Source organism: Robbsia sp. KACC 23696, assembly GCF_039852015.1.
Lineage (GTDB): Bacteria > Pseudomonadota > Gammaproteobacteria > Burkholderiales > Burkholderiaceae > Robbsia.
In genome coordinates, this window is sequence record NZ_CP156628.1 from 274,132 (window position 1) to 299,876 (window position 25,745).

A 25,745-nucleotide genomic window follows, 5' to 3' on the forward strand; every position below is an offset into this window, starting at 1 on the left:
TGTACAGCCGTGATGCCAAAGGTATTTTGGGTCGCGCCGCGTGCTGCCTCCGCGTTGCGCCTGTCACCCGGTTTGTCGCGCGTGATCTCGTTGACGTTGTCCACGCCCTTTGCACTGGCCGCGCTATTGTCGTGCGCCACGCTGGCAGTGCCACGTTTCGCCCAGGCGGATTGCGTACTGGACGCCGCCAAATATCACAAGGTCAACCCGACGATTCTGTTGGGCATCGCCATTGTCGAAAGCCGGATGCGGGCAAACGCCACCAACGTCAATACCAATGGCTCGACGGATATGGGGATGATGCAAATCAACTCGATCCACTTGCCCGAGTTACAGCGGTATGGGGTGAAGGCGTCGGATCTCTACGACGGTTGCAAAAACGTCTATACCGGCGCCTGGATTCTGCGCAAGCAGATGGACAAATACGGGAACAGTTGGCAGGCGATCGGCTCCTACCATTCGGCGACGCCGACGTTTCGGGACGCCTATGCGCTGCGCGTGCGGAATACTGTGCAATGGCTGATCAAGAACGGCTATGCCTACGCCAGCGACATGCCCAAAAACGCCCGCCCGATAGAAAGCGCGCCGATGAAACGCGCCACGACAAAGACAACGACCGCGACCGCGGACAAGCCGCTCGGCTGAAGTGGGCGATGGGTTCGGGCAATAGGTGCATTTCAGTCCGTCGACATGCCTCCGTGTCGTAGACAGGAAGGTCTTTTGTCATTTATCGAAATGCCTACCCTTCAGAAAGGCGCTCAAACGTCGTTAAAGCTAAACGGACGTATGACTTCCATTCTTAACCGGAGCGGGAATGGGCTATTCGATTCTCGTGACGGGAGCTGCATACGGACATGGCTTACTGGCGGCGCGCGAGCTGGCGCTGGCGGGTCATACCGTGTATGCCTGCGTGCCTGAATTGAACGATCTGCGGGCGACGCACATCGAGAAAGTAGCCAATTGGGCCATTCAGCATGGTGTCGATCTGCGGATCATCGAGCTGAATGTGCAGTCCGACGCGTCCGTGGAACGTGGCGTTGCGCAAATCATCGACGCCGGCCAGTCATTGGATGTCGTAATCCATGGCGCGAGTCATATGGCGTTCGGGCCCGCGGAGGCTTTTACCCCCGAGCAGATGCATCTGCTCTTCGACATTAATGTGGTTGGTTGTCAGCGGGTCAACCGCGCGGTCTTGCCCTATCTGCGGAAGCAGGGACGGGGCTATCTCATCTGGATTGGATCGCTGGTGATGCACATGGGCACGCCGCCGTTCCTGGCGCCGTACTTCGCCGCAAAGGCCGCGATGGATGTTCTGGCGGAGTCGTATTCGACGGAGCTGGCGAAATGGGGCATCGAGACCACCATCATCGTTCCCGGCTCGTTCACGAGAACCATGAATCGCTTGGCGAATGCCGAAACGCCTAATGATATTGCCGTGGGGGATGCCTATCTCGCGGGTCCCTATTCGGGGGTGCCGGATAAGGTGTTGATCGGTTTCATCGGCATGGAAAGCGACGATGTGGAACCCAGGACAGTCGCCAGGGAAATCGTGCGGGTGGTGGATCTGCCATTTGGCACGCGTCCGTTTCGTGCGCATGTCGGCCCATCTCCTGGCGGCACTACCGCGCGCATTGCTGCCGCGGAAACGATGCGTCAGGAGATCCTCGATGCAATGGGCTTAGGGGATTTGATTTCGCCGGCGCCGGAAAGTTGACGGCTTTCCTGTCGGCCCTCAGTCTTTGATGGGCAGCGGCACGTTCTCGAAGCGACGACAATTGGCTAGTCCTTCGCTGGCTTTGACAATGCCAATAGCGACACGCGGGCGTCGTCGAGATCGTCGGCAATGCCGTCCATCGCGATGCCGATGGTTTCAGCATCGAGGGTGACTTCACGCGAGTCATCCGTTCCGGCAAGGTCGGCGTGGAGGCGTAAGGTCTTGATGACGCGGAGGAGCTTGATCGATAGGGTTTCGACGCGATCTTGGAAGGCGTCCGAGTCGAAGTTCGGGCGAAGAGCGCTGGAAGGGATGGTATGCATGGCGCGGTCCTTGGATGAAAAGTCGACCCACCAGACAGAAGAATGGTGGGCGGAACAATGAAAGGATTGGTAGACCGAGACAACAAGCAAAACCCGGCAGTCCCGAGGGACTCCCCATCAAAGCCCGCCCATAGAACGCGCAAGAATGTGGGAAGTCGACCGGAGTCGGTCGACTTCGCTTGTTGTTGCCAGGCTACCAAACCTGATCATCTTTGTTGAGATGACCAAGTCAGGATATCGCTCGTTGCACTACGGGCACAATCAGACTGGTCTGAAAAGGAAAAGGGCTGCGCGAGCAATTCGCGCAGCCCTTTCACGTCTCTAGGACGCGAGCCACCGCTTTCGATCTTTAGTAGGCGCCTTTCCGGCCGAACACCACGCCGATGGTACGGAACAGGATGGTCAAGTCGCGCATCAGGGACCAAGTCATCACATAGTGCGCGTCCAGGCGAACGCGGGAGGTGTAGGTCACGTCGTTACGGCCGCTGACTTGCCACAGACCCGTGATGCCAGGGCGAGCCGCGTAGTAATAGTGGATGGCGTTACCGTACTTGATCACTTCGGCATCGACGATCGGACGTGGACCGACCAGACTCATTTCACCGCGGATCACGTTGAACAGCTGAGGGAGTTCGTCCAGGCTGGTCGCGCGCAGGAACTTGCCGATCTTCGTGATGCGTGGATCGTTGCGCAGCTTGTGGTCGGCTTCCCATTCGGCTCGTGCAACAGGGTCCGTCGCGAGAAGGTGCTCCAGCACTTCTTGCGAGTTCGTCACCATCGAGCGGAACTTGTAGACCTTGAAGCGTTTGCCGTTGGCGCCGATACGCGTGTGGCCGTAGAACACAGGGCCCGGGGAGCTGACGCGGACGGCCAGGGCCAGCGCAATCAGCGTCGGGGAAGCCAGCAGCGTCAAGAAAGTGGCCAAGCTGCGATCGAACACTTCCTTCAGGTAGCCTTGCACGCCGGGTGCCGGCGTGTGATTCATATCGATCGTCAAGTGACCGAAGATCTCGCTGGTGCGATGCGAGATAAAGCTCATCATCGACGCGTCCGGCATCCAACGAATCTCAACCGGCAGTGCATGCAGCTGCGCGAGAATCGTCTTCATTTCCGCGTAGGCATCCAGCGACAACGTCAACCAGACTTCGTCGACTTTGTTTTCTGCCAGGAAGGGACGGATCGTTGCAATTTGATTCAGCAGCGGAACGCTCGGTCCGGTGTCGCCAATTTGCGCGAGCGTTTTGTCTGACTGACTGTCGTAGCAGCCAATGACGCGATAGCCGAACGCCGAAGATTTCTCGGATTGGCGGTGGAATTCCTGTCCGTGTGCGTCGTAGCCGACGATAAACACGGACTTTTTGTTCAGACCGTTGCTGCGGATCCGTTGAAGTATCAACTGGGATACGACGCGGCTTAGTGCGAGCAAGCCACCAGCGGAAGTCAGCCAAATCAACGCCCACGCGCGCGAGAGGTCGCCGCTGAGGTGGAGCAGGTAAGCAGTGAAGATACCCACGAGCCATACCGATCCCCACGCGCCAAGCACTTGTGCGCACATGGTCACTACGGGCTTGCCGCGCCAGCTCAAATACAGCTTGAAGTATTCGAATAGCGTGAATGCGTAGAAAGCGCAAAAGATCGTGAGGAACTGGTAGACAGGTGCGACAGTTCCAGTTTTATTTGCGAAAACAATAAAGCCTGCGATATAGCCGGTGGCAATGATGATCAAAACGTCGATGGCACGCATCGCGAGTCGCATCTGGAAGCCCGTATTCTTTCTTTTTCCTTTCGACTTGAAAAAGAGACTTTCGACTAATGGAGGATCGGCGGCCATATCTTATTGATAAGTAGTTCTAATTGGTTGTGTGGATGAAAATTGCTTAAAAAAATGGTTCGGAGTAGCGAAGTTTTTTAAAAGTTATTTATTGGAGTTTTTAATATTATTTTCATATATTTCTAAAAAATAGTTTTCTTTTATTTTTTGGGTGACATTGAAGTCGAAAATATAATCCACACCCATAAGGTTTCAGTCATACTCGCTGGGATTTTAATATATCATCAATAAAATCTTTGAAAATCAATAAATTTCAATATACACGATGTGATCCCGTGCATTCGACAACGAGTTCGTCTATGCGACTGATCCAACTCGTTCAAAAATATGTCCGATGTCCTCACGCTCGGCGCAATCTTTAATTCTTATTGAGGCGATTATCGTCGATACGAGGGAACTACGTGGAATTTTTTGTTACGAAGTCAGGGATCATGTGATTTTTCCATTTAAATTGATAAAGCAATAATTATTTTTAGAAGAAAAATTTACGTTTTTATTTGATAACTATATGATTTTAAGCAAGTAAATTCCTGTTGCAAAAAACATTTTGCATAGGCAATGACTTGTCTTATTTTTTAGATAAAGGAGTCGTCCCTATGCCATATAAGAATTTTTTTGCGAGTTTCGGGGTTTTCCCCCTTTATGACGTTCAACCCTCAGGACGTCTTTGCTTTATCCGCACGCGAGTTCATATGAATATAAAGAAATTTGTATCGACAATAGTTGTATCGTCCGCGTTGGTGTCGTCGTCCGCGTATCCGCAAGCGGTCGCTCCGGCTGCTGTTGTAGGGACTGGTGACAGAACAACCGAGGGCGCCGCGGGCGGTGATCCAATTGGCGCTATAGGCGGTGCGGGCGATGGTGCTACCGGCGCCAGGGTTGCGGCAGGAGAAGCTGGCTTGAGCACGGCCGCTATCACCGGTATTGCTGTTGGCGCAATAGCCGTAGCCGGTATAGCTGCTGGCGTGGCCGCCTCGTCGGGCGGCAGCAGCGGTAGTGTCATCACGGCAACTGCAACGTCAACCTCGACGGCGCGGTAAGTTTTAACGCGGCCGATAGTTCTGAGCTCCCGCGCACCCGTTATAAGGAAAGCGATGGCTTTTTTTACTGTAGGCCGCAACACGGCAGGATCGGCTTATGTATCACTGGCTGGTTATAGGCTGCGTATGGACCGTGTTAAGTGGATGCGCTTCATATGTAAAGGGAGTCGGCGACGTCGTGGCGGTGATGCGTGCGTCCAGTAATGACAAAACTATTAACGAACGACTAGATCCAAGGTTTTCGTATCTTCGCATCGGCGTTGGGAAGCGATTCACATTCCTTGTCTTGGGTTATGTGGATCCGAGTCAGCAGGGTCCTATCGAGATTTGGTATGGCGCTGGCGGTGAGGTGCTTCGGTTGCAGAACAGTCGGGTGCTGGGTACCGCAGGCATGCCAGTTGATTGGTCCAATGTTCGCCTGTCGGCCAACTTAGCATGGGCTGATTCCAAGGCAGATTTTTCCTATTCACGTACGCGCGACGTAATGCCTGGATATGACTATGGCATTGTTGACACGTTGTCCGTGACCCCCATTGCTCCGCCGAAGAAATCTGCACTTGCGAAGGTGTCCTCATCTTCTCTTTCTTGGTATGAGGAGCGCTCTTCGGGAATCCGTCATTTACCGCCAGCAAGATATGCTGTGTCGCACGTCGATGGCCACGCCTTAGTGACCTATGGTGAGCAATGTTTAAGCGAATCGTTTTGCCTCAGTTGGCAACGCTGGTTTCCGCCGACCGATGGCCAGAATCATGCGAATTAAGTCGGTAAAAAAGCAGCCGCGTCTTGCTTTGTTGATGACCGGATTGTTGGCCAGTGTTTTCGCTCCGATGGCGCGTGCCGATCAAATTGCAACGATTGCGACGCCCATTCGGTTGGGTGATTGGTTAGTGAGTGCAGAAGCGAAATCGGCGTTGGCTGGCTCGACGGATGCGGACATGCCGCCGTTTCTCGCTGGCGTTGTCTGGCAATCCCACCGCGAAATTGCACAGCAGGAGATCGCGCGCCAAAAACTCATTCACGATATACAAAGCTCGATAACTGGCGATCCGTCGCAGTTTTGGCAAGCAAGTCGGGTCGCGGCGTTGATCGACGGTTTTCCCGCTACAGGGCGTGTTCCGCTTAAGAACGCTGATCCTCGGTGGCTACAAGGTAACCCGTCATCTGATCCCTTGTTGGAGCCCGGCGACGTTGTTCGCCTTCCGGACCGACCTAAGACCGTTACCGTGGTTCGCACAACTGGATCTTTGTGCGTCATTCCTTATCAGGTAAATGCCGAAGCGCGCCATTATGTCGGATTGTGTGACACGCATGAGACTGCACCTCGAGCGTGGATAGGTCAACCTGACGGCTCGGTAGCGAATGCTGATATTGCGCGATGGAATAACGAGGCACAGGTACTGCCAGCGCCAGGGGCGTGGATATGGGCGCCAAACGAAGATGAGCATTGGTCCGATGCGCTCTCGGAGCGTATCGCTTCTTTTTTCGCAAGCCAAGGTGTCAGCGACGATAACCCGCGATTCCGTCCAACAGTTCCTACGCCAGTCCCGTCCCCTAGTGACGTATCGCGCTCTTACGAGGTGCGCCCGACTAGTAGTGATTGGGGCGATGTGGGTGTCTTGCAAACCCCGTCAGCACGGATGTCGCCCGTGGGCTCTGCATCGTTCAGTGCTAGCACCGTTAATCCCTACATCCGGCTGAACGTGATGTTTCAGCCGCTGGAGTGGCTGGAGTTTGGATTTCGATATACGGAAATCACCAATGTGCGTTACAACCCCGGGATCGATTTTGGTGGCACGCAGGGCTATAAAGATAAGAGCGTTGATGTAAAGATTCGATTGCTTAAAGAGACGAAGTTCCGACCAGCTGTGGCTGTCGGGATTCGCGACTTGGGTGGTACTGGTATCTTTTCCGGTGAGTATCTGGTCGCTAGCAAGCGATATGGTGCTTTCGATTGGAGCTTAGGCCTTGGTTGGGGGTATTTGGGTAGCCGTGGCATGTTCGAGAACCCGTTGACACCGCTTTCTGCGAAATTCAATACGCGAGGCAGCAGCAGCGGGGCAGGCTCCGTCGGAACATCGTATTTCCGAGGTCCAACATCGCTGTTTGGAGGTGTCCAATATCAGACGCCTTGGGATCCTTTGATCCTGAAACTTGAATTCGACGGGAACAACTACCAAAGCGAGCCGTTCGGCAACAAATTCAAAGACCGTAGTCCCTTCAACGTGGGATTTGTTTACAAAGCTGGCCGCAATCTTCATCTCAGCGTTGCTTTTGAGCGTGGATCACGGCTGATGTTCGGTCTTGCGATCCACGGAAACCTGAGCCAGGCGTCCTTCCCGAAATTTGGAGATCTGACGGCGCGCTCGTCCCGGATTTCTCAATCGCAATCCGACGGTAGTCCAATCTTGGCTAGCGAAAATGCACCAAGTAGCGACAATTCGAATTTTGATTCCGTAAGCCCGGAAGCCAAGAAGATGGTAGTGCAGCCCCTTAGCCAACAGAGCGTCGGCGAATTCAAGCAAGTACGCTGGAAAACCCTGTCAGATGATCTGACTACTGAACTTGGTTGGCACGTCGCAGACGTCCGGAGCGATGGTGACACGCTAATCGTTTCTATTGATGACCCAAATGCTTTCTATTTACATGCACCAATTGAGAAAGCTACGGCGATACTAAACCGGGACGCCCCTTCTGACATAAAGACATTCCGTTTGGAGATGCGCCAGAGCGGCATGCCGATCGCGGATTTCGCTGTTGATAGAAATTCGTGGGTCGCGGCTAAGACCCGTCTGCTTCCCCCGAGTGATCGAAAAGACGTATCGTCTAGCGTTCCCTTGAGTCGAGGACACGACGGTGAAATCCCGCTTGTTTATAACAATCCGCCGAAATGGTTCACCGGTTCCATTGGGCCAGGATACCAACAATCATTCGGTGGCCCGGATGGATTCCTGTTTGCGATTTCAGCTGCCGCGAACGGACAAGCGCGCCTCACGCAAACGTCTTGGATCACAGGAACTGTCAATCTGAACTTGATCGACAACTATAGCCGGTACAAATCGGATAGCTACAGCGCTTTGCCAAAGGTCCGTACGGATGTACGCCAGTATGTTACGAGTTCCCGACTGACGCTACCGAACCTGCAGGTAACTAAAGTAGGTCGCGTTGGAGCGAGCAATTTTTATAGCGTTTACGGTGGCTTGCTGGAGAGCATGTTTGCGGGGGTGGGGGCTGAGTGGCTGTATCGCCCATATGGTAGTCGCCTGGCAATTGGCGTGGATGGGAACGAGGTGAGGCAACGTGGTTTCCGGCAAGATTTCGCGATGCTTCCGTACCGGACATTCACGGGACATGTCACAGCATACTGGGATACAGGTTGGAATGGGGTTCAAGCTAATGTTAGCTTCGGTCGGTATCTCGCTAAAGACACAGGGATAAGCGTCGATATATCGCGCGCTTTTCAAAATGGGGTTCGAATTGGTATTTATGCAACGAAAACGAATATCTCAGCCGCGGAATTTGGCGAGGGTAGTTTCGACAAAGGTATATATATGTCGTTTCCATTCGACATGATACTTACGAGATCGAGCGACAGCATTGGACGTGCGACTTGGGCCCCAGTACTACGTGACGGCGGAGCCAAGCTCGCTCGACATTATAGTTTGTATGAAATGACAAATTTAAGCGACCTCAAAAGCATATGGTATGCACCGCCAACCGCCAACCGCCAACCGCCAACCGCCAACCGCCAACCGCCAACCGCTGACCGATGAGATTTGATATTGCGCGTTTATAAAAAATAGGCGCATTGCACTTTTTTTTCTTTAGTATTGGAATGTTAAGTAATGTGAAGTGAGGCGCCGCCGTAAAAATACAAGCTCTTTGCAAAGCTTCGTGTAAATGGTTTTGGGCAGTCATAGATTTGTCAAAAGGGATTGATGAGAATGATACGATTCACGACAATATTTGGAGAAGTCTCGAACTCTCACGTGCATAAAGATGTCGTTCAGATCCCCATGGCAATAGCTCGTGAGGATGATTTTCAGGTGAAAATTGTCACCGCTACTAATTCTGACGTAAGCGAATTAGAAAGTTTGGACTCAATTCAGCTCGTTCGAGTTGCCACAACTGCGTCTAAATTTTTGCAGTTCATTGCGATAATTGCGTATTTGTTAAAGAATGCTAGATTAATTGATGTTTTGAATTTATATCACAGCGGAAAACCAACTATGATATATGTTTTTATTTATAAATTTATTAACCAAAAAGGATTTTGCTACATAAAGTTGGATTTGGATCATGTGGTTGCCGTAAAAAATGAAAGCCTATTTGAAAAGAGAAAAACTATCCCTTTTATATTTTATTTTTTGTTCTCTGAAAAATTTAAAAGTGATGTAAATTTATTTTCGATCGAATCAATCGAGTCATTAATGTTGTTGCGTCAAAAAGATAAGATCAAAGAAGATAAATGCATCTTAGTCAGGAATGGTGTAAGTGACATCGAAATCGCGGTAGGTGCATTGAAAGAAGCAACCAAAGAAAAATTGATTGTACAGGTGGGGCGCATTGGCACCTACCAAAAAAATACCGAGTTATTTCTCGATGCTATTCCATGTATTTTTGGCAGCGAGTGGCGGGCTAAGATTGTCGGTCCAATATCTAAAGATTTTGAGAACATCGCAGATAAATTTTTTAGAAAAAATCCCCTTGCTCGTGCACATGTAGAGTTTGTGGGATCCGTAAACAGTCGGGAAGAATATTACAAACTGCTAGCTTCTAGCCGCATTTTTTGTCAAACCTCTAGATGGGAGGGAACGCCACTTGTCATCGGAGAGGCTGCTGTTTGCGGAAATTTAATTATATCAACCGACGTATCAGGCTTAGAGATGGTACGGGACGGAAGAATTCCCGGGTTGGTTGTGTGCCAGGATGATGTTAAATCGTTTAGAGAAGCATTGGAAAAATCTTTAAATGAAGTTGAATCGATGCCAACTTTTAACTGCATTAATACTGAACTTTGCGTTGCATTTTCCTGGAATGTGATTGTCAACTCTTTGCTTATTATTTTTCGAAAGCATTTTGATAGATAAGCTAAGAAATTTAGCTAGTAGATCTTTTTCTACACTAGACGACTGTTTCCGGAAAATAAAATTAAATTTAATGTAGTTAAATTATGCAAAAAGCAATTGTTAAAATTCAAAACCTTAACGGCAAAAATAGTTTGAAATCCATAAGAATTCTGTTATGTGGAGTCAACGCTTTTTTGGCAATAGCTTTCCCGTTACATGCGTCGGCAGAGGGCACGGAAGATGTGCCTCCAATCCCGATTTGGATGCAAAATAGTGCGGATTCGCCGACGGTCCCAGCTAAATTGCAAGCGCAAGCAACGAGCAAAGCTCAAACATCGAATAATGGAGGGCGCGGCTCCGTAGTCTTAAATGATATCAACACCGGTGCATCCATTCCGAGTGTGTCCCAGTCTTCGGTATCGACGGTAGGAAGTTTGCCCGATATCCCAAATGCTTTTCAACGATTTGTTACGGATACTACGGGGCAAAGTTTACCGATTTTTGGGCAAAATTTATTTCAAGGTGTTAATGGTCGAGCTTTTGGTGCAATTGATAATATTCCGGCGCCGTCGAACTATATCATTGGTCCAGGAGACGAGATTCATTTGCAAGTTTGGGGCGGAGTCGACGCGGATTTAGTACTAGTCGTCGATCGAAATGGCCAAATAAATATTCCTAAGATCGGTACAATTACCGTTACTGGTTCCCCTGCGTCGGGACTTAATGGTCTGTTGAAAAGAGAGATTGGACGTGTCTTCAGCCTTTTCGAAGTGGCCGCATCGTTAGGGAAACTAAAATCAATACAAATTTACGTGGTTGGGCAGGCACGGAGACCCGGTGCATATACCGTCTCAAGTTTGTCAACTTTAGTAAATGCTTTGTTCGCAAGTGGCGGCCCGGGGCCGAACGGTACTATGCGACACATAGAGTTGCGCCGAGGCGGGAGTTTGATTACCTCTCTTGATCTTTACGGATTCATTACAAAGGGGGCCGCTGATGGTGACGTACATCTTCTTCCCGGAGACATAATTGTTATTCCGCCCGCCGGTCCGCGGGTTGCTCTGCTTGGAGCTTTGGACACGCCTGGGGTTTATGAGTTGAAAAGTCCGCAAGAGCCTTTGGGGCAAGTACTCGGCTATGCAGGAGGAACTACTGCATTGACAAGTATGGACAAGGTATCTATTGAACGAGTGGACGACCCAACATTGACTGCACCGTCACGAAGTGTGATGAGCCGGAGTCTCGACGCTAGCGGACTGTCCAGCGTGATAAAAGACGGCGACGTAATTACACTTCAAAAAATCAATCCAGATTTTACTAACGCAATTACGTTGCGAGGTAACGTCGCTGCACCGTTACGTTATCCATTCAAAAAAGGCATGCACCTGTCAGATTTACTTCCCGAGCCAGCGGCACTTCTGACACCAGATTATTTCAAGCGGAAAAATGTGCTTGTTCAGATGGATAGTATTGATACGAAGGGCGATCAATCAACAAGGCCTGAGCTTCGCCAAATCCATAGTCTGGCGGATGAGCCCAACTGGAATTATGCTGTAATTGAGCGTATGAATTCGAAGCTATTAACTACTGAGTTGATTCCGTTCAATCTTGGGGCTGTTGTTCATAAAACTGATCCGAGCCAAAATCTCGCTTTACAGCCGGGTGACATTGTTACCATATTTGGGAATCGCGACATGCGGCTACCACAGGCTGATCATACGCGTTTAGTCCGGGTGGACGGAGAGGTACGCGCCGCTGGGGTATATGAACTGCAGCCGGGTGACACGGTACAGTCCGTACTTCGGCGAGCTGGCGGCGTAACGGCTGAAGCATACCTCTATGGAACAGAATTTACGAGAGAGCAGACCAAGGTTCAGCAGCAGGCGAATCTTGCGGAGGCGATAAATCGCGTAGATCAACAATCTGGAGCGAAATTAGCCGCGCTAACCGCAAACCTCTCGTCGCCGGGATCAAGCGATGGCTTAGCAACACAGCTCGCTCGGCAACAACAGCAGCAAATAGCAAGATTGCGTGACTTGCATCCTAATGGCCGGGTATCCCTGGAGCTAAGCACCCAGACGCATACAATCGCAGACCTTCCGGATCTCCCGTTGGAAAATGGAGATGCGATATATGTGCCCCCTATGCCTGCATTTGTGACGGTTGTTGGCGCGGTGAATAACGAGAACGCTTTAATTTGGAAACCTAATCGCACAGTCGCAGATGTTCTAAATGTTGCTGGTGTTCAACGTGACATCGCAGATATTCGCGCTGCGTTCATCCTTCGCGCGGACGGAAGCGTGTTCTCGGAGAGCTCAGCTTCGTGGCTTCGATCCTTTAAATCGACCAAACTGATGCCCGGCGACACCGTAATTGTTCCGGAGCAAGTGGACCCCCGATCTCCGATGACCAAGTTCATGGCTGGGTTAAAAGATTGGACTCAGGTATTCGCGAATTTCGGTCTCGGCGCGGCTGCCATAACCGTTTTGAAATAACGTTAATTAAAAGATATCCGCAACATGATCTCAAATCATAGTCCTGCCGAATTATTCGAAAAGCGACCGACCCACTTCATTGATATCATTTTGTTAGTCGGGCGGCATAAAAAGCCGCTATTTGCAGGAGCTGTCGTTGGATGCGTACTAGGTATCGCGACAGCGTATTCGTTGCCTAAAAGATATACGGCAAGCGCAGTAATTTTGCCTCCGCAGCCTGAAAAAACGGCGCTTAGTGGTCTAGATGCTCTTGGAGATGGTCTCGACTTAAGCGGAGCGTTGGGTGCAAAAAATTCAAATGGTATGTTCATAGGGCTTCTGCAAAGCAATACTTTGCAAAACTTAGTTTCAAAAGAGAATAACTTAAAGTCTTATTTCAACGCAAATAACGATCAAGATGTGTCGAAGATTTTAGAAAAAAATGTTGAAATTTCTACCGACAAAAAAACTGGATTTATCCTAATATCCGTTAAGGATCGATCACCTGCTATAGCTGCAACTTTGGCGAATTCATATGTTAAGGAATTGCAGGTAATGTTAGGAACCGTTGCGATGACGGACGCACAACAACGTCACGTTTTTTACGAAAATGAAATTAAAAAAAACCAAGCGAAACTGTCGCTCGATCAGAGCCAGCTAGATAGCGCAATGAGGAATAGTGGTTTTGTTAGTTTGGAGGGTCAAGTTACATCGGTGATTCGCGATACGGCAACATTGCAAGCTAAAATAGCCGATGGCGAAGTCCAGTTGTCCTCCCTCAATACCTATGCGACCGATGAAAATCCGGATGTCATTAAATTAAAAGCAAAAATCAACGCATTGAAAAGACAACTTTCGCAACTGGAAACAGGCAACGACGATGTTCAAAAATCCGGCGGCGACCTAAGCGCTATTTCAACAGGGCGACTTGTCCGCGAAATCAAGTACGACGAATCCGTGATTGATCAAATGCGGAAACAATTAGAAATTGCAAAGATTGATGAAGCTAAACAAGGTGCTTTTGTTCAGCAGATAGATATGGCGGTTCCGCCTATACGAGCAACATCGCCTCAAAAAATGCTTGTAATATCGATCGCCTTATTGATCGGATCGACTTTAGGCTTGGTTTTTTCGCTATTTAAAACATCATTTTCTGATTCAGAAGATTTTAGGGAAAAAATTGGCAGTCTTCGTAAGGCTTGGAGTTGGAAGTGAAATTCAATTACACACGCGTGTTCGCAATTAAAGCATCCGCTGAAAAATTACATAAATAAAATCAATGTTTCTTCTGATAACTTCATTTTTATACATTTTGCAATGTGCAGTAGCTCAATTATCAGGGGCGAATTGGCGTAAAATTCTGTTGATCATCTCTGGCTTAATGGCCGCAGTGTATTCATGTTTTTACGCAAAAGATTCTCCTATTTATCATAATGCGTATCAGATGTACGGCGCAACTGATTTTTCGAATTTTGCGGTTGAGCGGATAAACATGGAGCCGCTATTTCTTGTTGTATCAAAAATAAATCATGCTATTGGCCTTCCTGTTTTCTTTGTATTTTTGATTTTTGCATTTATTTCCGTATCGACGAAAATCAGTTTAATATCGAAGGTTAGCATTTCTCCAAAAATTTCTTTTGGTTTGTTTTTTTGTTATTTTTTTATATTACATGATTCAACCCAAATTCGCGCTTCTATTGGCATAGCCGTCGCTTATTACGCAATATATTTGCTTTCGCAAAACAAAAAATTTATATTTATATTTGTTATAATTTTTTCTGGAGTGTTTGTGCATTCCAGTAGTTTTATCGCATTGCTGTTGCTGCCCTATAACTTGCTCGGTAGGAGGATAAATAATTTCGATTTAAAAGTTTTAATTTTATCCCTTTTTATTGGGGCAATTACAGCAACTGTTTCGTTGGTATCGCTGGCAAATTTTAAAATAGCGGCATTACTTATCATTACCAATAAACTCGCGATATACGGTGAAAATGCCGAAGAACTAACTCGTGTCGGCCCATTTTCGACATTTCACATAATGTCATTTTTATTTACCTCATTTTTTCTTTTTGTCAGTAAATCTTTTGGCCGAGCAGAGTTCTTATTTTTTAGATGTTTATGCATAGCGAATTTAGCTTTTGTGGTTTTTCCAGATTTCAAGGTAATACAATTTCGGCTGGTCGAATTTCTTTTATTTTCGACAGTTTTTTTAGTTCCCCGAGGCCTCAATTTTGTCTCCGAAAAAACTAATTTGTCTTTTGGTAAAGTGATTGCGCCAATTTATTTTTCGTTGTGTCTAGTGATTTTTGTTTTTTATACTGGAGTATATCAAATGCTACAGTATAGAAGTTTTGATTGGAATGGGTGAAATGGTATATTGCATAATACTAAACTGGAATAATTGGGTGGACACAGTTGCATGTGTTGAGTCAATTTTGGGGATGCAGTCTACGTCGATTAGAGTAATTGTTTGTGATAATTGTTCGACCGATGACTCGTTTGTAGAAATGTCGAAATTTTTTTCAAGGAATTCGAATATTTCTGAGTTAGGTGGTTATTTGGAAGTCGATGTGAAAGATTGTGACTTCAATGGCAGTGCCGACCCATTTCTAACTCTAGTTCAAGTTGGTGAAAATAATGGATATGCCGCAGGAAACAACGCTGGCATAAAAATAGCACTATCGAAGTTTAACATGAGGGCAATTTGGATATTAAATAATGACACTATCTTAGATAATCGCGCCTTTCATGAGTTAATTAACGCATCAAATAGGTTTGGCAACGAGTACATATTGGGAAGCGCATTGTGCGATCTTGATTCGCCAAATAAAATCCAGATGCTTGGGGGGCGATTAAACAAGATGCTCGGGGTGCCGATAAAAATAGGGAAGAATAAAGACATTAGAAGTTATGCTGAAATATTCGATGTTGACTACGTGTGCGGTGCTTCTATTTTTATACCAAAAGAAGTTATTTTAAGTATCGGAGTTATGGATGAGCGCTATTTTTTATACTGGGAAGAAACGGACTATTGCTTTAGATTTAGTTTTATCACTGGAAAAAAACCTAAGTGTGTTCCGACGAGTGTTGTATTCCACAAGGAAGGCGCGAAAGTAGGACGCAGAACTTTCACGCAGAGAAATCTGGACGCAATTAATTGCATGCGATTTTTTACAAGATTTTTCCCAATTTATGCTATTAGCGTTTTTTTTATAAAACCAGTAGTTGATATTTATTCCGCCGCGAAAAATGGTGAGCTGTCTTTGTCGTGGTTTTACATATCATGGCATTGGTTTTTTGTCGCGATAAGGGCATCCAAGAGTACTTCAACACGAAAATTGCTTGATAAAAAAGTGTGAGCTATAACATGTCGGAATTGATTTTATTTGATGGACGGGTGTTGTCTCGTGACACAATCACGGGCGTTGAGCGCTACGCGGCTGAAATATTTGAAGGTGTATCCACTAGGAAAAATACGCTTCTTGCGCATCCTAAATGCGGAGGGACGGCTCGAGATCATATCTGGGTCCAGGCAATGCTTCCGTTGCTGGCGACGAGACTTAACGCTACAACAGTGTTTTGTCCGGTAATGGATGCACCCATTTTTTTGGCTAATAAGATACGACTCGTAGTGACTATACACGACTTGGCGTTCTTAAGAAATCCTGAAATGTACAATAGCGGCTTCAGATTGTATTATAAATCAGTTATGCCATTTATTTTACGCCGAGCTAACTCAATAATCTGTTTATCAAATTTTGAAAAAGAATATATTTCTGAACGATTTAAAGTCGCGCCGGAGAAAATTCATGTTGTATACCATGGGGTATCGGATAAGTTTCGCCAAGTCCAACCCAAAAAGAAGCTGATATTAGCTGTTTCGGCGAGAAATAAACACAAAAACATAGCTCGATTAGTGTCTGCTTTCGCAAGCATTGCAGACAAGATTCCGCATAAACTAGTACTCGTTGGGCCGAAAAGATCAATAATTTCTGACTCAGAAAATTTTGACGATATTTTAGATGTCCTCCGAAAAAAAAATAAGATTATAGAGACCGGGTACGTTTCCGATGCTGAACTGGTGGAATGGTATGGTAAAGCGGAGATTTTTGCTTTTCCTTCGTTATTTGAAGGTTTTGGGTTTCCACCACTTGAGGCAATGGCTTCCGGATGTGCTGTAACTTGCTCCCAGGCGTCTGTACTTCCAGAAATATGCGGTGGCGGCGCAGTTTACTTCGATCCTACGTCAATTGAAGATATTGCGTCAAAGCTGCTCCTTTTAGCAACAAATGAACAGATCCGAAATGAGATGGTTAAAAAAGGTACGTCTCACGCTAGTGCTTTTACTTGGGATCGTTGCATAGCCCAGACGTTGACGGCGTTAGAACGTTAATTAAATTATTTTAATATCCGTAGGGTTTTTATGAAAATTGCATGTATTTTACCAACTTTTAATGCTGGTCCGTCGTTGGATGATGCATTGCATCGGATAATTAATCAATCTGTGGCACTATCCATTTTTGTTGTCGACTCAAGCTCGACGGACGAAACGCAATCAATTTTAAAACAAAATAATATTCAATTTTATTCAATTTTATCAAAGGATTTTAACCATGGAGGGACGCGTCAAAGTATTGTCGAAAAAAATAGCGGTTTTGATATTTATATTTTTGTGACACAAGATGCACTGTTAAATGATCAATATGCCATTGAAAATATAGTCAAGCCTTTTTCTGACCCCATGGTCGGCGCCGTTTGTGGCAGACAGATACCACATGATAATGCCGATCGTTTCGCTTCACATGCGAGGCTGTTCAATTATCCCAATAAAAGTTTTATTCGAGATCGAGGGGATATCCCAAAGTTGGGATTGAAAGCAGCGTTTATGTCGAATTCTTTTGCTGCTTATCGTTCGACGGCGCTCACTTCAGTTGGTGGATTCCCTTCGAATTTAATATTTGGAGAGGATATGTATGTAGCCGCAAAATTATTGCTGGATGGTTGGAAGATTTCATATGAAAGCAGTGCTATTTGCAAACATTCGCACAATTATTCATTGGAAGAAGAGTTTCGCCGTTATTTTGACATGGGCGTGTTCCACGCGCGCGAGAGTTGGATTTCCGACGCATTTGGTTCCGCGAACAACGAAGGGAAGAGATTTGTTCGTTCCGAATTAAAATATGTACGTTCCGGAGGATTGGCTTTTATTTTTAAATCTATGATTAGAACGTTTGTGAAGTTGTTAGGGTATAAAATTGGAAAAATTGAAAGTAAGTTGCCAATTTTTATAAAAAAGAAAATAGGGATGCACAGGCGGTATTGGGTCGAATAATTTCTTTCAACTGATCAGACGTCGGCGATAAATAGCAGGTTTTATTCCGAAAAGACGCTCTCGGGAATTCGAGTAATTATTTAAACAAATATTTTAGTGTAATGAAAAAAATATATAATATTGAAAATATAGGAAAGATCACAAGAAATTTATTTTGGCTTTTCGTTGAAAGGGGGGGGCAATTTGCCTTGGCGATCATCATTTCGGGAATGCTTGCGCGTGGACTTGGCCCAGATGATTTTGGTAAGTGGCAATACGCTAATTCTATCTTGCTTATCATATCGCCGCTGACGTGGGTGTGCGGCGCTGAAATCCTTGTGCCATTGATGGTACGTAGTTTGGCGGAAAATGGAAAGACTCGAGTTGACAATATGTCGATAGATTCGATTCCTGCTATAAACGATATTATTGGGACTGCATTCGTTATAAGACTCATCGCATCGATTTTTGTGGTCTTCGTGTCGGGACTTGTTGTAGTTTTGTTTGGTCAACGAAGCACTGTTGATCCGGTGGTTTCGAATATTTTTTTTGGCTTTCTAGGCGCCTTATTGTTTCGTGAACCTTTTGCTGTTTTTACTGCGTGGTTGCAGGCTCGCACTCATTCCAGGCCTGCGCTGTTGGTGAGTCTGATTGCTGCAGTAATGAAAACGGTCTTACTTTACATTTTTATTAAATTTAGCTTTTCGACTAAATTTTATTCGTCACTATGGGCGTTTGAATCAATTGTGGTTGCCGTTGGTTTGTGTTGGATTTACGTTCTTTTTAAATCGAGACGCCCTATCTTTTTAGTAAATAAATATTATAAATATAATGTAGAAAATTTAAAATGTTCTTTAAAAGCGAGATTCAATAATATAGTTAAGGTGTTAAGTGATTGGAATTTTCGAACCGAGATGGCAAGAGATCTGCTTTTAAATGGCGCTGTTTTTTGGGTTGCTTTGATTTTTTACACGGTTTTTTTGAAAATTGATCGGATTATTTTACAGCGGTACGTCGGCTATGACGTTCTTGGGCAGTATGGGGCGGCGCAGCAAATTACCGAAAATTGGATAACGATGGCGTTAATGATTGCGCAAACTGTCGCTCCAATATTTATTTTTGGTGTTGTCGATAGGAAAAAGCTCAGAAGAAATATAGCGGTTTTGTCGTTGATAGTAACAATATTCATGTCGCTTGGCGCTATTATTATAAGTTATTTTTCAACCGATATCATCCGGTTGGTTTTTGGCGGTAAATTTGTCGATGCGGCTCGTTATCTCACATGGTCAACATGGATCGCGGTTCTTGTAGGAATTCAATCTATTACTTCACAATATTTATTAAAATTTCAAATGAAAGGCTCTGTTCTTTTCAAGTGGTGCATAGCATTTCTCGCGGCTATTATTTTCGATATAATATTAATCCCTATCTATGGCGGGTATGGTGCGTTACTCGGGGTGGCGAGTGGTTACCTTGTCGCTTTAATAATCGATATTTTTGTGATATGTTTTACTTTTAAGAGGGTGTAATTTTATGGCTTCTGGGTTGGTCAATAATAGGCCTGAAAAAATATTAACGATTCAAGCGGCGCGAGGTTTTGCCGCTATATTTGTCGTTTTTGCACATACGGCTTTTACGATTGCCAAAGATAAATATCTTGGATTTGATCCATTTAATGGGTTCTGGAACTTCGGATACTCGGGCGTTCCATTTTTCTTTGTAATAAGTGGTTTTGTGATTTTTTTCTCACATTGGTCCGATGCTGGCAATGTGGGGCGATTGTGGAACTATGTGAAAAAAAGGTTGTTGCGTATTTACCCTTTATATTGGGTGACGTTATTATTTGTTGCGCCGCCAATTTTGCTCAAAGATTCGGGTGCAGAGGACGTTCACGGTTTTGGTCTTTTGCTTTCGTCTATACTATTGGTGCACATTTCAAGTGCAGCCACCATTTTGACGGTGGCATGGACGCTATATCATGAAATTTTATTTTACCTTTTTTATTGCTGTGTGGTAATAAATAAAAGATTTGGTGTTGTCATTTTATTTTCATGGTTTATGGGTTGTTTGCTTTCTCTTTTATTTAATTTTCTAGATTCAATATTTTTTAAATTTTATTTTTCCCCTCTAAATGTTATATTTTTTTGGGGGCACTGCTTTTTTATCTGGATTCCAAGTTTATTTATTTTCCTAAGGTCAGCTTTCTGTCAGGGGCCATCTTATTTTTAATAAATTTCTTGGCGACATTTTTCTTTTCTGATATTAAAATGGGGTTGTGGCTGGAGCTTGGTTATGGAGTTGCTACTTTCTTAATGATTTGGGCGTTTGTGGGATGGGAGCGAGATGGCCGTGTCACTGTTCCTTTAATACTTCAGAAATTGGGGGATTCGTCTTATGCTATATATCTTGTTCATTTGCCCGTTGTTTCTGTGCTGTGCAAATTGTCTGCAAAGTTAAAAATTTTCGTTTCAATTGATTCTTATCTATTGTATTTTTTCATAGTATTTACATCTGTTTTTTCTGGTATTATTTTTCACATTACTGTTGAAAAAAATGTAAATGTGGCAATAAGAAAATGGTGTTTTTGAAATGAATAAAACTTTGAAATCTTTGGATAAAAAGGCGTTGCCCACGACAATTTCTTGCCTAAGATTTGAGGATGGGGCTGAATGTATGAGCCACCAGTGTTTTACACTGAGATTCAGGGCGGGGGGGCGGTAAACATATCTGGTATGTTCGTCGCATCGCCCTAAACCTATGACGCAACGCATCCATGATGTACGCGATGGAATAGAAGAGAAATCGCGAATGTGTTCTTACCGCGGTGCAAATTGGGAGGATCGTGGACGGGCTACTACGGAACCATGGCGAGCGGATAAAACGCTATTACCGCCGCATAAGCATCAGCTAAACCGGGAAGATAAGAACTCTGCGGATGCTTCGACGTGATCGGCGGCCGTGATGCCGTTTATCGCCGCAAAGGCCAAATTGCTTCCCAGTTCCGCCGGGTTCTTGGAGTCATGCTTCAAGGAGGCCGATACTCCTCTTCGCACGTCGAGCAACACTTTGGAAACCCGGCCTTTCGAACCGCTTTCAATTATCCATTTTTCTTCCGAATTTCCACATCGAGCGATAAAATCGGGTTAAATAAAGACCTACGAAGAGAAAAAAGATAAATAATAAATTCGGCGGATGATGGCGTCACGCACCGTCGATGGCCTACACCGGTCAGCTATTTTTTGGGGGCCGCTATGGTCCGTGCCCTCGCCTTATTTTCGCTGACGGTGGGTCTGTGGCTGAGCATCTCGACTAATTCACCGGCGGAGGCAGCGCATCGACTCGATTTCCTCGTTATCGCATTTTTGGTTGATGGTGCGATGGCGTATTTTCTGGTCAAACGTGTCCGCGTCGCATGGATCTATCAGATCGCAACGGCGGCGATGGTATGCGCGGCGCTATTGAATTTTTACGAATCGCCGGCGAGGCATTTGAATTATTTCCTGGCGATGTTGATCTACGCGGGGCCCGCTGCGTTGATTTGCGGATTTTTTCCGGTCACGTTACGGTGGTTTTGGCGTCCTTCAGCTGTCAGCCAAGTGACGCGTAGTGAGAGCGGGCTTAACGATCCTGGCATCACGCCAGCTAGGCCCTTGGTTCCCGATTTCGAGCGGGCGCCGACGCAGAAACGATCGAAGCCCACCTGGTCACGGTGGAATGCATTCTGGCTGGCATTCTCGATAGCACTTTCAATCTTCATGACTTGCTTGCTGACGTATTTATTGCGTCATGGGCAAGCGCGTCACGGCCGACATGTCGCCGATATACACACGGACCCGAAGCACTTCTGGTTCTATGTCATCCTGGATTTTTCGCAATGCGCTCCAATTTACGCGGGGACTATCGTTCAGTGGGTAAAATGGCAGAGAAGTAAGCGAGCCTGATGACGTCACTTGCTGCCGTATTCTCCAATTGTCTAGCGGATAGCCCCATTGCGGCATCTATGAAAATCGTTGGCGGAAAGGCCCGGATCTCCACGATTAGTGCCACCCCTGCCACATCAACATCAACAAAAGCGGGAAACTGAAAACGCCGCAAGCGTTTCGGCGCGACCGGCATCCGTGACACCCTCTATCGCCGCCAACGCCAATTGTTCCCCGAGTCCCGCCGAGTTTTTGAAACCGTGCCCCGAGCAGGCCGATACGACTTGGACATTGCGCATGTCGCGGTAGCGATCGACGATAAAGTGCGAGTCGGTGCTGACGGTGTATAAGCAGGCGGCAGCGTGAACAGCTTGGCGTTGAAGCGCACGGAGTCGGTTCTTCACATGCCGGTCGTACATCTCCTCCGATTCTTCCGTCTCGACAGCGCGCGCAAACTGATCCGGAAGGGTCTCCGCAAAGTACTGCTCGGAAGCCACTTTGACCCCGGGTTTGCCATCCACCATCGGAAATCCGTAAAGATATTCATCGTCGCCGCGACCGTGCATCCAGATGAAAACCGGACAGCGCTCCGGCGCATACCATTGCGGCGCATCGGTTGCGAACCAATGCAACGTCTGTCGCATCACGCGAAGATTCGCCTGTACAACACCACCGGCCATCCCGGGCACCCACGGCCCCGCCGTGACGATCACCTTGGCGGCCGAATAGTCGCCGCTTGTTGTGCGCACCGTGACGCTATCGCCTTGCTCCGTGATCGACAGCACCTTTTCGCCATACCGCAAATCAGCGCCTAATCGTCTGGCCTCGTCTAACTGCACTTGCACGCAGGATTCCGGCACGAGCGCACCAGCGCCCGGCTCGAAGTAGGCGATTTCATCGTCCTGTGTTTGGAACTGGGGATAGCGTCGCCTCACTTCGGCGGCGTCGAGCACTTCATGGGGTATGCCGAATTGAACGGCGGTGTCGATGGATCGTTTGATGAAGTCCGTTCTGCCGTGATGGCTGGTCTCGCCGGACAGGCCCATGATAAGACCCCCTGTGCGATGGAAGAGTGTGGCGCCAGTATCGCGTTCCAGCTCGTCCCAGATAGCATGAGAGCGCTTGATGATCGGCACATACACCTCGCCTTCACCCACGGCCATGCGGGTGATACGCGTTGCGCCGTGGCTGGAGCCGCGGTCGTGCGGCGGCGTGAACTGATCGATGCCCAAGACGCGCACCCCGCGTTTCGCCAGTTGATAAGCGGTGGCGCTGCCAAACGCTCCCAAGCCCACGACGATCACGTCGGCGACAGTGTCTGTTTTCATTCGGAAAACCCTCAATGGATCGGCCGATTTTATCGTCACGCCGCATTTCTGTCTGTTTGCGAGAAACGCGCCATGACATCAGGCGACATAATTTCTCACGGGCTTGAAACCCGGTTTTTTCCCCCCGCGCCTACACTCGCTGCTTTAAGGAATCTTTCCGTTAGGAGACAGGCATGACGACGGTTTCTCCCCGCCGCTACAGCGGACGTATCACCCCTGCACGCCTCGTGCTTTCAGCCACGTTGTGCCTGGGCATGGCGGGCGGGGCGATCGGCACCGCCTTTGCACAGAGCAGCGGCATGCAACAATTGACCGCGCGTTTTCAGGCAGCGGATACGAATCACGACGGGCGCCTGACACGGAGCGAGGCGGAAGCCGGTATGCCCAGGGTCGCGGCGCATTTCGATCAGATCGATACCGAGAAACGCGGCAGCATCACGCTGGACCAAATTGTCGCGGCGATGCAGAGGCAGCGCGGCGGCTGAGCGTTTATGATTGCCGTGACTGTCGTGGGGACTCGCTCCACGTCTGCCACGCGATATGTGCCGGCCAGCTTGCCGGGAGGGAAGGAGTGCGTCGATGACCGATTCGACAGCGGATAACGAGGCGGGAAGGGCAATAGCGCGCGATACCGGGGCACCGACGCGTGTCGACCGTATCGTGGTGCTGGACGACGAAGCCGAGCTGCGCAACATGTTGCAGCGTTTTCTGACCGGCGAAGGTTTCGACGTCCGCACCGTCCCGGATAGCGTGCGGCTCGAACGCCTTCTTGAGCGTCAGTCATTCGATCTGCTCGTGCTGGACTTGATGATGGAGCCCGAGGACGGTCTCTCGGTGTGTCGACGCCTACGCGCGGAAGGGCAGACCATCCCTATTCTGATGCTGACCGCGCGTGGCGATCCAATCGATAAAGTGATCGGACTGGAGACGGGCGCCGACGATTATCTTGCAAAACCCTTTCTGCCGCGGGAACTCGTCGCGCGCATCCGTGCGATCTTGCGCCGGCAGCAAGTCCTGCGCGGCGACGTGCCATTCGCACCGACGCAATTGAGATTCGGTGCTTTTACGTTTCACGTGCCGCGCGGCCTGTTATTGAAGGACGGCGAGGAAGTTGTCTTAAATTCTGCCGAGGCGCGGCTATTGCAGGCGTTGGCGAGCACGCCAAACCGTGCCGTTAGCCGAGACAATTTGCTATTGCGTGCGCGTGGGCGCGAATACGAGGCCAGTGAGCGAAGCGTGGATGTACAAGTGCTACGGATACGGCAACTGATCGAAGACCAGCCTGCGCAGCCGCGCTATATCAAGACGGTGTGGGGGCTTGGCTATATGCTTGCGGCGGACGTGGTCGCATGAAGACGCTCTGGCCATCCAGCTTGCTCGGACGCAATATCGCGCTGCTCATCGCCACCGTCATGGTCAGTCAGATCGTCGCGGTGCTGGTTTTTATGTTCTTCGTGCAGCAACCGCGCCTGGAGGATGCGGCCGGGGTGTTCGGTCAGGAGATCGTGCTCGTTCAGCGTCTCCTTGCCGAACTGCCTGACGCGCAACGCGCGCCTTATGTCGAGAGACTGAATCGGCAATCAAGCTTGCCGGGACGATCGATCGATAGCCCCATCGATACCGGACGACCGTTCGGCAGCTACGAATTGAAGGTGTTCTTGCGCGCCTTGGCGGCACACCTCCCGGAAGGTACGCAATTGCGATGGGAACCAGGTCCGCCGGCCGCCCGGCTTTGGGTGCAAATGAACACCGATGGCGATAGCTATTGGATCGCCTTGCCGGCAAAGCGGGGCGAGCGATACCCGCGCGCATGGATCGCGATATCGTTGTCATTTTTTCAGAGCTTGCTGGCAGTGCTGGCCGCCTTCGCTATTCATCGCCGCATCAATCGGCCGTTGCAGCAATTGGTGCGGGCATCGGATCGGGTGGGTCGCGATGTCTGGCCTGATCCCATTCCGACCACCGGACCCGTCGAGATTGCATCGGTTGCGTCGGCCTTCAACGGCATGACCGCGCGCCTGGCGGAAATGGAGGCGACACGCGCTGCAATGCTGGCCGGCATTTCTCACGACATCCGTACGCCGCTGACAAAGTTGCGTCTGGCGATTGCATTACGCCACGACGCCTCGCAGTCCGCCATCGCGGAACGCTCGATCGAGGATATCGATGCAATCTTGCAACAATTCATCGATCTGGCACGTGGCGCACAAGGTGAATCGCCGCAGGAGGGCGATCTGAATGCTTTGGTTACGCAGATCGCAGCCGATTTTTCGGGCTTGGGGCATTTTTTCGATCTTTCGCTTGGGGCGCTCCCGCTGGTGCAGTTTCGGCCAGTCAGCATGCTTCGGGTGCTGATGAACGTCATGCAGAACGCGGCGGATTATGGTCAACGTGGATTGCACGTAAAGACGTGGGCCGAGAAAGATTTCGTCTACGTTGCAGTTCAAGATCGGGGGCCAGGCGTGCCTGAGGCTTTGCTTCCCGTCATTCAACAACCGTTCCGACGCGGCAATGCCGTCGATCAGGGACGCGGCGGAACAGGGCTCGGCCTTGCAATTGCAACGCGGATAATACGCGAGCACGGCGGTGACCTCACTTTGCGCCGCCGCGAGCGTGGGGGATTGGATGTGACGCTATCGATACGTGTCGCGCCTGAAGCGTAATAAAGATGCGGCATGAAGGTCGCGACGTTTCGGAGAGGGAAGCAGAGTTCGCCCGGAGCAACGCTGTTCTTAAAT

Annotated in this window: 21 protein-coding genes; 18 read left to right on the forward strand and 3 right to left on the reverse strand. The window is 48.4% G+C overall.

What is annotated here, in order from left to right; translation table 11 throughout:
* Window positions 1-12 precede the first annotated feature (12 nt).
* Together ABEG21_RS22600 and ABEG21_RS22605 are read left to right on the forward strand one after the other, a co-directional pair.
* The gene (locus ABEG21_RS22600) at window positions 13-645 is read left to right on the forward strand and encodes a lytic transglycosylase domain-containing protein (RefSeq protein WP_347558805.1); all 633 of its coding nucleotides are present in this window, start codon (window positions 13-15) and stop codon (window positions 643-645) included.
* Between the two features lie 169 nt (window positions 646-814).
* Window positions 815-1,714 carry an SDR family NAD(P)-dependent oxidoreductase gene (locus ABEG21_RS22605; protein ID WP_347558806.1) on the forward strand — a complete coding sequence of 300 codons (900 nt, stop codon included), beginning with the start codon at window positions 815-817 and terminating at the stop codon, window positions 1,712-1,714.
* A gap of 65 nt (window positions 1,715-1,779) precedes the next feature.
* On the opposite strand, the gene ABEG21_RS22610 is transcribed toward ABEG21_RS22605, so the two are convergent.
* Window positions 1,780-2,037: a hypothetical protein gene (locus ABEG21_RS22610; protein ID WP_347558807.1), complete on the reverse strand. Its 258-nt coding sequence runs from the start codon at window positions 2,035-2,037 to the stop codon at window positions 1,780-1,782.
* 349 nt (window positions 2,038-2,386) lie between these two features.
* Window positions 2,387-3,781: a sugar transferase gene (locus tag ABEG21_RS22615; RefSeq protein ID WP_347558808.1), complete on the reverse strand. Its 1,395-nt coding sequence runs from the start codon at window positions 3,779-3,781 to the stop codon at window positions 2,387-2,389.
* A gap of 1,224 nt (window positions 3,782-5,005) precedes the next feature.
* On the opposite strand from ABEG21_RS22615, the gene ABEG21_RS22620 reads away from it, so the two are divergent.
* From ABEG21_RS22620 to ABEG21_RS22680, 13 genes are all read left to right on the forward strand, one after another.
* Window positions 5,006-5,668 carry a hypothetical protein gene (locus ABEG21_RS22620; RefSeq protein WP_347558809.1) on the forward strand — a complete coding sequence of 221 codons (663 nt, stop codon included), beginning with the start codon at window positions 5,006-5,008 and terminating at the stop codon, window positions 5,666-5,668.
* Window positions 5,658-8,678, forward strand: coding sequence for a YjbH domain-containing protein (locus ABEG21_RS22625; protein ID WP_347558810.1), 3,021 nt, complete (start codon window positions 5,658-5,660; stop codon window positions 8,676-8,678). The genes ABEG21_RS22620 and ABEG21_RS22625 overlap by 11 nt, the downstream gene beginning before the upstream one ends.
* Before the next feature lie 216 nt (window positions 8,679-8,894).
* Window positions 8,895-9,995: a glycosyltransferase gene (locus ABEG21_RS22630; RefSeq protein ID WP_347558811.1), complete on the forward strand. Its 1,101-nt coding sequence runs from the start codon at window positions 8,895-8,897 to the stop codon at window positions 9,993-9,995.
* An 83-nt stretch (window positions 9,996-10,078) separates the two neighbouring features.
* Complete coding sequence (locus ABEG21_RS22635) at window positions 10,079-12,469, forward strand: SLBB domain-containing protein (protein ID WP_347558812.1); 2,391 nt, start codon at window positions 10,079-10,081, stop codon at window positions 12,467-12,469.
* A 24-nt stretch (window positions 12,470-12,493) separates the two neighbouring features.
* Window positions 12,494-13,663 carry a GNVR domain-containing protein gene (locus ABEG21_RS22640; protein ID WP_347558813.1) on the forward strand — a complete coding sequence of 390 codons (1,170 nt, stop codon included), beginning with the start codon at window positions 12,494-12,496 and terminating at the stop codon, window positions 13,661-13,663.
* 64 nt (window positions 13,664-13,727) lie between these two features.
* Window positions 13,728-14,816, forward strand: coding sequence for an EpsG family protein (locus tag ABEG21_RS22645; protein ID WP_347558814.1), 1,089 nt, complete (start codon window positions 13,728-13,730; stop codon window positions 14,814-14,816).
* 37 nt (window positions 14,817-14,853) lie between these two features.
* A complete protein-coding gene (locus ABEG21_RS22650; RefSeq protein WP_347558815.1) occupies window positions 14,854-15,807 on the forward strand; it encodes a glycosyltransferase family 2 protein in 954 nt (317 codons plus the stop codon).
* An 8-nt stretch (window positions 15,808-15,815) separates the two neighbouring features.
* Window positions 15,816-16,841, forward strand: coding sequence for a glycosyltransferase family 1 protein (locus tag ABEG21_RS22655; RefSeq protein WP_347558816.1), 1,026 nt, complete (start codon window positions 15,816-15,818; stop codon window positions 16,839-16,841).
* A gap of 30 nt (window positions 16,842-16,871) precedes the next feature.
* A complete protein-coding gene (locus tag ABEG21_RS22660) occupies window positions 16,872-17,780 on the forward strand; it encodes a glycosyltransferase family 2 protein (RefSeq protein WP_347558817.1) in 909 nt (302 codons plus the stop codon).
* A 101-nt stretch (window positions 17,781-17,881) separates the two neighbouring features.
* Window positions 17,882-19,288, forward strand: coding sequence for an oligosaccharide flippase family protein (locus ABEG21_RS22665; protein ID WP_347558818.1), 1,407 nt, complete (start codon window positions 17,882-17,884; stop codon window positions 19,286-19,288).
* 4 nt (window positions 19,289-19,292) lie between these two features.
* Window positions 19,293-19,988, forward strand: a complete 696-nt coding sequence (locus tag ABEG21_RS22670; RefSeq protein ID WP_347558819.1) for an acyltransferase — start codon at window positions 19,293-19,295, stop codon at window positions 19,986-19,988.
* An 8-nt stretch (window positions 19,989-19,996) separates the two neighbouring features.
* Complete coding sequence (locus ABEG21_RS22675; RefSeq protein ID WP_347558820.1) at window positions 19,997-20,347, forward strand: hypothetical protein; 351 nt, start codon at window positions 19,997-19,999, stop codon at window positions 20,345-20,347.
* A gap of 663 nt (window positions 20,348-21,010) precedes the next feature.
* The gene (locus tag ABEG21_RS22680) at window positions 21,011-21,700 is read left to right on the forward strand and encodes a hypothetical protein (RefSeq protein WP_347558821.1); all 690 of its coding nucleotides are present in this window, start codon (window positions 21,011-21,013) and stop codon (window positions 21,698-21,700) included.
* Between the two features lie 122 nt (window positions 21,701-21,822).
* Here the strand turns inward: ABEG21_RS22680 and solA are convergent, their stop codons facing one another.
* On the reverse strand, window positions 21,823-23,007 hold the full coding sequence (solA, locus tag ABEG21_RS22685; protein WP_347558822.1) for an N-methyl-L-tryptophan oxidase: 1,185 nt from the start codon (window positions 23,005-23,007) through the stop codon (window positions 21,823-21,825).
* A gap of 254 nt (window positions 23,008-23,261) precedes the next feature.
* Here solA and ABEG21_RS22690 point away from each other — a divergent pair, with 254 nt between their 5' ends.
* The 3 genes from ABEG21_RS22690 to ABEG21_RS22700 all read left to right on the forward strand — a co-directional run bounded on the left by ABEG21_RS22690 (window position 23,262) and on the right by ABEG21_RS22700 (window position 25,670).
* Complete coding sequence (locus ABEG21_RS22690; RefSeq protein ID WP_347559068.1) at window positions 23,262-23,492, forward strand: EF-hand domain-containing protein; 231 nt, start codon at window positions 23,262-23,264, stop codon at window positions 23,490-23,492.
* 94 nt (window positions 23,493-23,586) lie between these two features.
* Window positions 23,587-24,360, forward strand: a complete 774-nt coding sequence (locus tag ABEG21_RS22695; protein WP_347558823.1) for a response regulator — start codon at window positions 23,587-23,589, stop codon at window positions 24,358-24,360.
* Window positions 24,357-25,670: an ATP-binding protein gene (locus ABEG21_RS22700; RefSeq protein WP_347558824.1), complete on the forward strand. Its 1,314-nt coding sequence runs from the start codon at window positions 24,357-24,359 to the stop codon at window positions 25,668-25,670. Before ABEG21_RS22695 ends, ABEG21_RS22700 begins: the two co-directional genes overlap by 4 nt.
* The last annotated feature ends 75 nt before the right edge of the window (window positions 25,671-25,745 follow it).

Excerpts from the sequence above, each read along its gene's own strand:
- ABEG21_RS22615 (WP_347558808.1), bottom strand. The coding sequence starts at position 3,781 with ATGCGTGCCATCGACGTTTTGATCATCATTGCCACCGGCTATATCGCA.
- solA (WP_347558822.1), bottom strand. The coding sequence starts at position 23,007 with ATGAAAACAGACACTGTCGCCGACGTGATCGTCGTGGGCTTGGGAGCG.
- ABEG21_RS22695 (WP_347558823.1), top strand. The coding sequence starts at position 23,587 with ATGACCGATTCGACAGCGGATAACGAGGCGGGAAGGGCAATAGCGCGC.
- ABEG21_RS22680 (WP_347558821.1), top strand. The coding sequence starts at position 21,011 with ATGGTCCGTGCCCTCGCCTTATTTTCGCTGACGGTGGGTCTGTGGCTG.
- ABEG21_RS22605 (WP_347558806.1), top strand. The coding sequence starts at position 815 with ATGGGCTATTCGATTCTCGTGACGGGAGCTGCATACGGACATGGCTTA.
- ABEG21_RS22600 (WP_347558805.1), top strand. The coding sequence starts at position 13 with ATGCCAAAGGTATTTTGGGTCGCGCCGCGTGCTGCCTCCGCGTTGCGC.
- ABEG21_RS22625 (WP_347558810.1), top strand. The coding sequence starts at position 5,658 with ATGCGAATTAAGTCGGTAAAAAAGCAGCCGCGTCTTGCTTTGTTGATG.
- ABEG21_RS22640 (WP_347558813.1), top strand. The coding sequence starts at position 12,494 with ATGATCTCAAATCATAGTCCTGCCGAATTATTCGAAAAGCGACCGACC.
- ABEG21_RS22620 (WP_347558809.1), top strand. The coding sequence starts at position 5,006 with ATGTATCACTGGCTGGTTATAGGCTGCGTATGGACCGTGTTAAGTGGA.
- ABEG21_RS22610 (WP_347558807.1), bottom strand. The coding sequence starts at position 2,037 with ATGCATACCATCCCTTCCAGCGCTCTTCGCCCGAACTTCGACTCGGAC.
- ABEG21_RS22645 (WP_347558814.1), top strand. The coding sequence starts at position 13,728 with ATGTTTCTTCTGATAACTTCATTTTTATACATTTTGCAATGTGCAGTA.
- ABEG21_RS22635 (WP_347558812.1), top strand. The coding sequence starts at position 10,079 with ATGCAAAAAGCAATTGTTAAAATTCAAAACCTTAACGGCAAAAATAGT.
- ABEG21_RS22655 (WP_347558816.1), top strand. The coding sequence starts at position 15,816 with ATGTCGGAATTGATTTTATTTGATGGACGGGTGTTGTCTCGTGACACA.
- ABEG21_RS22690 (WP_347559068.1), top strand. The coding sequence starts at position 23,262 with ATGGCGGGCGGGGCGATCGGCACCGCCTTTGCACAGAGCAGCGGCATG.
- ABEG21_RS22700 (WP_347558824.1), top strand. The coding sequence starts at position 24,357 with ATGAAGACGCTCTGGCCATCCAGCTTGCTCGGACGCAATATCGCGCTG.
- ABEG21_RS22665 (WP_347558818.1), top strand. The coding sequence starts at position 17,882 with ATGAAAAAAATATATAATATTGAAAATATAGGAAAGATCACAAGAAAT.
- ABEG21_RS22670 (WP_347558819.1), top strand. The coding sequence starts at position 19,293 with ATGGCTTCTGGGTTGGTCAATAATAGGCCTGAAAAAATATTAACGATT.
- ABEG21_RS22660 (WP_347558817.1), top strand. The coding sequence starts at position 16,872 with ATGAAAATTGCATGTATTTTACCAACTTTTAATGCTGGTCCGTCGTTG.